This is a genomic window from Rhodococcus sp. NFXS4 (assembly GCF_058139645.1).
On the sequence record NZ_CP192221.1, the window covers coordinates 973,320 to 981,199 of the forward strand.

Genomic DNA, 7,880 nt, shown 5'->3' on the forward strand with positions numbered 1-7,880 from the left:
ACCTCTCGTCAGGAGTTTCCCCGTGCGATTGCTCGCATACACCCCCATCCATGTCGACTTCGCCGAGTTCCGGCGACGTCAGGAGCGGTACGACGCACTGAGCCCGGTGGGCGTGTCCGTCGTCCTGCGCAACATCGGTCCCGATGCTCCGCGCGCGCTGGACACAGAGGCCGACGTCCGAGCGTCCGAAGTGGCGCTGGCCGCCGCCTTCCGCGCGTCCGATCCGGACGAGTTCGACGGATACCTGCCCGACTGCGTGCTCGATCCGTGTGCGGAGGAGGCGGACTCCTTCGAGCGTCCCCTGTACGGACTGACGCGACTCACCGCGTCGTTCTACGCCTCGCAGGGCCACCGCCTCGGCGCCCTCGCCCGCAATGCCGCCATCGCTGCCGAACTCGACCGCCGCGTGGCGGGTTACGGCATCCCCGCCGAGCCGACCGTCGTCATGGACCTGTCGTTCGACGACATCGCGGATTCGCGGGCCTGGGCCGACGCGGTCACCGTCCACGCTCGTGCGCTGACGTGTTCGGTGGCCATCAACGCGTGCTCGGCGGTCGATCTCACCGGGCCGCGAACCTCACCGCTGGTCGTGGATCCCACGGCCACCGCCCTGCGCCTGCTCGCACTGCGCGACGAGCTGGAGCCGGCATCGTGAGCGCGGACGGACCCGATCTGATCGTCGCCGGCGCCGGCGGCGGACTGATCGCCGCGCTGCGTGCCGCCGAGCACGGACTCGACGTGCTGGTCGTCGAGGCCAGCGACCACTTCAAGCGCGGCAACAACACCGCGATGTCGACGGCCATGATCCCCGGCGCGGGGTCCCGCTGGCAGCGTGAGGCGGGCATCGAGGACTCCCCGGAGACGTTCGTCGAGGACGTGCTCCGCAAGACGAAGGGCACGGCCGACGCAGAGCTCGCCGGAGCCCTCGCCCGCGTGAGCGCGCCACTCGTCGAATGGATGGCGGATCACCTCGAGGTGCCGTTGTCGCTGGTCACCGATTTCGCCTACCCCGGTCACTCGGCACTGCGCTGCCACACCGTCGAGGGTCGGCACGGAAGCGTGTTGCTCGAGCACCTGGTGCGCGCGGTGACGGCGGAGCCGCGCATCGACGTTCTGGCACCGGCCCGGCTGACCGACGTCCGCGTCGACGACGGTCGCGTCACCGCCGCGGTGATCACGCTCCCGGACGGGTCGACCGAGACGATTCCCACCGACGCGGTGCTGTTGGCCACCAACGGGTACGGCGGCGACCACGAGCGGGTCGCCACCCACGTCCCCGAGATCGCGCAGGCTCGCTACCACGGCAGCGAGCATTCCCGCGGAGACGCGCTCACCATCGGTGACCGTCTCGGCGCCGCGACCGCGTATCTCGATGCGTACCAGGGGCATGCGGCGCTGTCGAAGAAGGCGTCGACTCTGGTCGGGTGGGCCACCGTCATGCACGGGGGCGTCGTCCTCGACCTCACGGGACGACGCTTCGGTGACGAGACGACGGGCTACTCCGAGTACGCCGCCCATCTCGCGGCCCGCCCGGAGTCCGAGGGCGTCATCGTCATCGACCGCGACATCCACGACAAGTGCCTGTCCTTCACCGACTTTCGTCAGACGGTCGATTCGGGCGCCGTCGTGTGGGCGGACACGCCGGCCGAGCTGGCCGACGCGCTGGGGCTCCCCGCCGATGCCGTCGTCGACGAACTCGCGGCCGTCGAGAGGTACGCGCGGGGTGAGGAGTCGGACCCGCACGGGCGCACCTCGTTCGAGCACGAGCTCACCGGGCCGTACGCCGCGATCCGCATCGTCCCCGCGCTGTTCCACACCCAGGGCGGTCTCGTGGTCGACGGGAACGCTCGGGTCCTGCGACTCGACGGCACCGCGATCGAGGGACTGTTCGCCTCCGGCGGCGCCGCGATGGGCATCTCGGGCCACGGCGCCGCGGGGTACCTCGCCGGCAACGGATTGCTGCCCGCACTCGGACTCGCTTATCTGGCCGCAGATGTCGTGGCCGGTACTCATCACTAGAGAAGGATTGTCATGACGAAGCTTCTGATCACCAATGCCCGAGTCGTACGTCCGGGCGCCGATCATCCCGAGGACGGCGAATTCCTCGACCTGCTGATCGAGGACGGGAAGTTCACCCGCATCGAGGCGGGGATCGATCCGTCGAGCGCCGACACCGTCGTCGACGCCGCCGGCAAGGTCGCGTTCCCCGGAGTGGTGGACGCGCACCAACACTGGGGCATCTACAACCCGCTGGGTGAGGACGCCTACACCGAGTCCAGGGCCTGCGTGCAGGGCGGTGTCACCACCTCGTTGTCCTACATGCGCACCGGTCAGTACTACATGAACACCGGTGGTTCGTACGCCGACGTGTTCCCGACGGTGCTCGAGGCCACCGAGGGCAAGCCGTTCGTCGACTACGCGTACCACCTCGCGCCGATGTCGAAGGAGCACATCGCCGAGATCCCCTCGCTCATCACCGATCACGGTGTGACGTCGTTCAAGATCTTCATGTTCTACGGCAGCCACGGGCTGCACGGGCGCTCGACCGACCAGAGCGAATTCCTCATGACGCCGGAGGGCGAGCGCTACGACCTCGCACACTTCGAGTTCGTCATGCGCGGCATCCAGGCCGCACGGGAGCAGCTCGGTGACAAGGCCGATCACATCTCGCTCTCGCTGCACTGCGAGACCGCCGAGATCATGAGCGCCTACACCAAGCTCGTCGAGGAGGAGGGAACGCTCACCGGCCTCGCGGCGTACAGCGCCTCGCGTCCGCCGCACTCCGAGGGGCTCGCGGTCACCATCGCGTCGTTCCTCGCCGACGAGACGCAGCTGCCCAACATCAACCTGCTGCACCTCTCCTCCCGCAAGGCCCTCACTGCCGCCATGCGGATGGCGAAGGCGTTCCCGCACGTCAACTTCCGTCGCGAGGTGACCATCGGTCACCTGCTCGCCGACATCGACACCGCCTACGGACTGGGCGGCAAGGTCAACCCGCCGCTGCGCCCGCGCGACGACGTCGAGGCCCTGTGGGAGCACCTGCTCGGCGGCGACATCGACTGGGTGGTCAGCGATCACGCGTGCTGCAAGGACGAGAAGAAGTTCGCCGAGGACCGCGGCGACATCTTCGCGGCCAAGTCGGGATTCGGCGGCGCCGAGTACCTGCTGCCGGGACTGGTCAGCGAGGGCCGCAAGCGTGGACTCAGCTGGCGCCGCATCGCGGAGCTGACGTCGCTCAATCCCGCTCGTCGCTACGGACTTCCGGGCAAGGGCGAGATCGCCGTCGGTATGGACGCCGACCTGGCACTGGTCGATCCCGATCACACGTGGACGGTGCGTCCCGAGGATTCGGAGTCCACGCAGGAGTACACCCCCTTCGAGGGCTTCGAACTCGGCGCGAAGGTCACCGACACGTTCGTGCGTGGCCACCGCGTACTCGACAACGGCGCTGTCGCGGGGGAGCCCACCGGCCGCTACCTGCACAGGCCCTACAAGTGACCGGGCCCCTGGAGGGAATTCGCGTTCTCGACGCGTCCACGATCCTCGCCGGTCCGCTGGTCGCCCAGATCCTCGGCGACTTCGGTGCCGACGTCGTCAAGATCGAGCACCCCACCAAGCCCGACGGGATGCGCGGTCACGGCCTGGACAAGGACGGGCACCCGTTGTGGTGGACGATGGTCAGCCGCAACAAGCGCGGCATGACGCTGAACCTCGGCAAGCCCGAGGGGGCCGACGTCTTCCGCAAGCTCGTCGCGGACGCCGACGTGGTGGTGGAGAACTTCCGGCCGGGCACCCTCGAGAAGTGGGGCCTCGGTTACGACGTGCTGTCCGAGATCAATCCGGGTCTGATTCTGTTGCGTGTCACCGGTTTCGGCCAGACCGGTCCCTACTCGACGAGGCCGGCGTTCGGCACTCTGGTCGAGTCGATGAGCGGGTTCGCTCACCTCACCGGCTCGGCCGACGGACCGCCGACGCTTCCCGCCTTCGGTCTGGCGGATTCGCTGGCCGGTATCGCGGGATCGTCGGCGGTCTCGATGGCCCTGCTGCACCGGACGAAGACCGGTAAAGGCCAGCAGATCGATCTCGATCTGCTGAGCCCCATCATGACGGCGGTCGGGCCCGGCATCATCTACGCCGACCAGTTGGGCATCGACCAGGAGCGCACCGGTAACCGGTCGAGCAACAACGCGCCCCGCAATCTCTATCGGACCAAGGACGAGCACTGGCTGGCCATCTCCACCAGTGCCAACTCCATCGCCGAACGCGTTCTCCGCCTCGTCGGTCACCCGGAGGTTCTCGACGAGCCGTGGTTCGCGACGGGTCGTCAGCGCGCGGCCCACGCCGACCTGCTCGACGGATACGTCGGTGGGTGGATCGCCGAGCGCACGCGCGACGAGGTGATCGCGGCCTTCGAGGAGGCCGGCGCGGCGGTCGCCCCCGTCTACAAGCCGAGCGAGCTGCTCGACGATCCGCAGGTCAACGCCATCGAGATGGTGACCACGGTCGAGGACGACGCTCTCGGGCCGGTGCGCATGCAGAACGTCATGTGGCGCATGGGGGAGAGCCCTGGCAGCATCCGCCACACCGGACGTCCGCACGGCGCGGACACCGACACCGTGCTCGCTGAGCTCGGTCTCAGCGACGACGAGGTGCGCACCCTGCACGAGACCGGCATCGTCTGACCGCTCGAGTGGGCACACTGGTGTCCATGACGTCAGCACACAGTGTCGCGAAGGATCTCGGTCGACGGCTTCTCTGGTGGGGCGGCGGCAGTGTCGCGGTCGGTGCCGCCGCAGCGTTGGGCGGCGGCTCTCCCGCGGTCCGTGCTTTCGGCATCCAGACCGCGGGCTGGGGTGCCATCGATGTCGCCATCGCCGGGATCGGGGCGGCCCGGTCCACCGAGGTTGCGGCCGACAAGCTGCGGAAGACCTTGTGGATCAACACCGGACTCGACGTCGTCTATGTCGCCCTGGGTGCACATCTCCTGTACCACCGGCCCACCTTCGGCGGGAGGGTGACGCCGCAGCAGTCCTCCGGGCACGGTGCCGCCGTCGTCGTGCAGGGTGCGGCTCTTCTGGTGCTCGACAGCGTGCACGCGAAACGCTTGTGACTCAGGACTCGGCATACCGTCCGGTCAGAGGGGCACACTGGAGTGGAGTCCGCGGACCGACGTGGGCCTCGTGGCCGGTGCGTCCGTCGGGGGCGCACCGGCCGCCCTCATTGTGCGGCTGAAATACCCACCGTGTAATTCTCATTTGTCAAGTACCGACACATGCATTTGTTGCGGCATGCCCACTTTTCGGTAACACTCACCACATCAGTCACATGAGTCACGTGAGTCACACAGTCGATCGGTGGGGGTCGGAGTATGCGAGCACGAAGTCGGCAGATCGCGGTGGGGGCCGCGCTGACGTTGGTGGCCAGCGGTCTGGGTGTGCTGTCGGCACCGGTCGCGTCCGCGGAACCGTGCGGTGGTCTCGGTGGCCCCGGCTCGTCTCTGCTGGGCGGCTTCTTCGGTAGCAGCGGATCGAGTGGCGGCGGGGGCAGCAACCCGCGCGGGACTCAGCAGCCGCTCGCCCCGATCCGCAGTGGGAACACACAGTCCGTGGGGTGGGTGACCGGACCTCTCAGCGCCAACAACACGTACGACCGTTTCGGCATCTCGGGTACCGATCTCGGCATCAGCTGGGACAACGGCGCAGGCCAGACGCTCATGGCGTTCGGTGACTCCTTCGGCAACTGCTCGGTGAACGGGCAGCAGTGGCGCAACAACCTGCTGCTGCGGTCCAGCGACGACAACCTCTCCGACGGCATCACCGTTCCCGACGCCGTTCCCGGCGACAGCGCGTCCGGCTCCGTCGTCCTGCCGGCGACGCCTCGGTACGCCGAGCAGATCGTCCCGACGCTGCGGTTGCCGGAGATCGAGGTGACCACCATCCCGACGGCTGCCATCGCCATCGACGGTGTGCAGTACCTGAACTACATGTCCGTGCAGAGTTGGGGAGCGCCCGGCCGGTGGGTCACCAACTTCTCGGCCATCGCGACGTCGAGGGACAACGGGCAGAGCTGGACGACGGACCCGATGACCATTCGCGTCAACAAGGGCGTCACGATTCCCGGTGTCGCTCAGGTCAACGAGGCCAACGGCCGATTCCAGATGAACGCATACGCCAAGGGTCCCGACGGCTGGCTGTACCAGTTCGGAACGCCCAACGGCCGTTTCGGTGCAGCCTTTCTCGCCCGTGTGCAACCGGCGGACATCCTCGATCTGACGAAGTACGAGTATTCCACCGGTGATGTCGCGCGCCCGTGGTCGACCGATGTCGCCGATGCGAAGAAGGTCGTCGACGAACCGGTCAGCGAGCTCAGCGTCTCGTGGAACGCGTACCTGAAGAAGTACGTGATGCTCTACGGCGATGAGAACCAGGGCTCCATCGTCGCCCGCACCGCCACGGATCCGCAGGGACCGTGGAGCCCGATGACAACTCTGCTCGGGCGGGCGGAGACCATCGGCGGCGTCTACGCCCCGTACATCCACCCGAAGTCGAGTGGGCGTGACCTGTACTTCACTGCCTCGCGCTGGTCCGACTACAACGTGATGCTGTTGAAGACGGATCTCGATGCGCTGAAGTGACGGCTACTTCGGCGTGATGCTCTGTGCCGCTTCGCTGTCGGTGGACTCGTAGTTCCGACCCATCTCGGTGAAGGTGTCGGCGAGCGACGACGCGATCGCGATGTGCGCCTGAAGCAAGGTCGACAAAGACCCCGGCCCACCCACCGCGAGCTCGGAGTACTTGCGCGCCAGCGCCAGGCCGGAGGGGAGGGTGCCGAACCGCGTCACCTGGGGCATACGGTCGACGAGATTAAGCACGTCGGCCAGATCTGCGCTGAACCGTGTGCATGCGTCCGCACAACGTGATGCGGCATCCGGGGTGATCGAGAGTGCATTCAGTTCGTTCACGGCGACGTAGACCTATCTCGGGAGAGCGGGTAGCAGGATTTCAGTGAGTTGTTCAAGGCGAGCGCATGTATCGCGGCCGGGTTCGTCATCTGCGGCCGTGTCAACGGTGAGTAGCAGGAGTCCGTCGGAGTAGCTGGTGACCATGTTGCAGGCGTCGTCAGCCACGGCATCCGCACTCGAGTACTGAGCGAAGGTCCTACCGGCTATCGTTCTGTCTCCATGTAGGGACCAGCCGGCACCGAGGGAAACGTCTTGCTCGGTTTGCGTGGTTGTTTGCAGTGTCAGATAGAACCAATCTTGGCGAAATGCGCACAACTTCCAGTCAGGCCGCACGACGCCTAAGTAATCGTTTCCTCTGATCGTGGGATCGACCCCGGCCTTCCTGAGAGCGTCACTCGGAATGGTGCACGGATCCCACAGCTCCGCGACGGGTTCGCCCGAGACGCCGGGGGAGCAGGCGCCGCAGAACACGAGCGCAGCCACGGCCACCCCACCTCGAATCCATCGCACTCGAACTTGGACGCGGTCAGCGGCCCGGCGGTTCCCATGCGCGATCCGCGCGAATTCTGGTCAGCCGCGCGCGGTCCACGTTCTTTGCCAGCATCGTTGTGAGACATGTTGGCGCGGGTGTCCGAACGGTGCTCGGATCCGCCGCGACCGCTGGCCGCGCAGCTTCCAGCACTGCGCGCAGGCCACGGACTTGCGCGTACTGCTGCACGGTGCGCGTCTGCGGCGCCGACCGACGCGCCGATCCGCGCGACCGTCAGCACCCCCGCTCACCACAACCGGCGCACCCGACCGGAGCGTGCGCGGACAAGCGAGCACCACCATCCGCTCACCGCCCAGCACCGTGCGCAGGCCACGTCCAGCGCGTACTGCCGCGCAGTGCGCGCCGGCACCCGCCCGCCCCCCACCCACC

9 protein-coding genes are annotated in these 7,880 nt (G+C 67.5%); 7 read left to right on the forward strand and 2 right to left on the reverse strand.

Annotation, left to right across the window (positions count from 1 at the left end):
* Positions 1–22: 22 nt before the first annotated feature.
* From J4E04_RS04505 to J4E04_RS04530, 6 genes are all read left to right on the forward strand, one after another.
* Complete coding sequence (locus J4E04_RS04505; protein WP_056442076.1) at positions 23–655, forward strand: hypothetical protein; 633 nt, start codon at positions 23–25, stop codon at positions 653–655.
* Positions 652–2,019, forward strand: a complete 1,368-nt coding sequence (locus tag J4E04_RS04510) for an FAD-dependent oxidoreductase (protein WP_490149966.1) — start codon at positions 652–654, stop codon at positions 2,017–2,019. The genes J4E04_RS04505 and J4E04_RS04510 overlap by 4 nt, the downstream gene beginning before the upstream one ends.
* Positions 2,020–2,031: 12 nt before the next feature.
* Positions 2,032–3,498: a dihydroorotase gene (locus J4E04_RS04515; RefSeq protein WP_222649674.1), complete on the forward strand. Its 1,467-nt coding sequence runs from the start codon at positions 2,032–2,034 to the stop codon at positions 3,496–3,498.
* Positions 3,495–4,682: a CaiB/BaiF CoA transferase family protein gene (locus tag J4E04_RS04520; protein WP_027504762.1), complete on the forward strand. Its 1,188-nt coding sequence runs from the start codon at positions 3,495–3,497 to the stop codon at positions 4,680–4,682. The genes J4E04_RS04515 and J4E04_RS04520 overlap by 4 nt, the downstream gene beginning before the upstream one ends.
* Before the next feature lie 26 nt (positions 4,683–4,708).
* Positions 4,709–5,110: a DUF6992 family protein gene (locus J4E04_RS04525; RefSeq protein ID WP_490149967.1), complete on the forward strand. Its 402-nt coding sequence runs from the start codon at positions 4,709–4,711 to the stop codon at positions 5,108–5,110.
* 258 nt (positions 5,111–5,368) lie between these two features.
* Positions 5,369–6,634, forward strand: a complete 1,266-nt coding sequence (locus J4E04_RS04530; protein WP_490149968.1) for a glycoside hydrolase family 183 protein — start codon at positions 5,369–5,371, stop codon at positions 6,632–6,634.
* 3 nt (positions 6,635–6,637) lie between these two features.
* Here J4E04_RS04530 and J4E04_RS04535 read toward each other — a convergent pair whose 3' ends face one another.
* Both J4E04_RS04535 and J4E04_RS04540 read right to left on the reverse strand, forming a co-directional pair.
* A complete protein-coding gene (locus tag J4E04_RS04535) occupies positions 6,638–6,850 on the reverse strand; it encodes a hypothetical protein (RefSeq protein ID WP_490149969.1) in 213 nt (70 codons plus the stop codon).
* A 123-nt stretch (positions 6,851–6,973) separates the two neighbouring features.
* Positions 6,974–7,471 (reverse strand): DUF3558 family protein, encoded by a 498-nt coding sequence (locus tag J4E04_RS04540; RefSeq protein WP_490149970.1) that lies wholly within the window; start codon positions 7,469–7,471, stop codon positions 6,974–6,976.
* Positions 7,472–7,576: 105 nt separating this feature from the next.
* Here J4E04_RS04540 and J4E04_RS04545 point away from each other — a divergent pair.
* A partial coding sequence (locus J4E04_RS04545; protein WP_490149971.1) for a hypothetical protein occupies positions 7,577–7,880 on the forward strand: 304 nt, incomplete at its 3' end.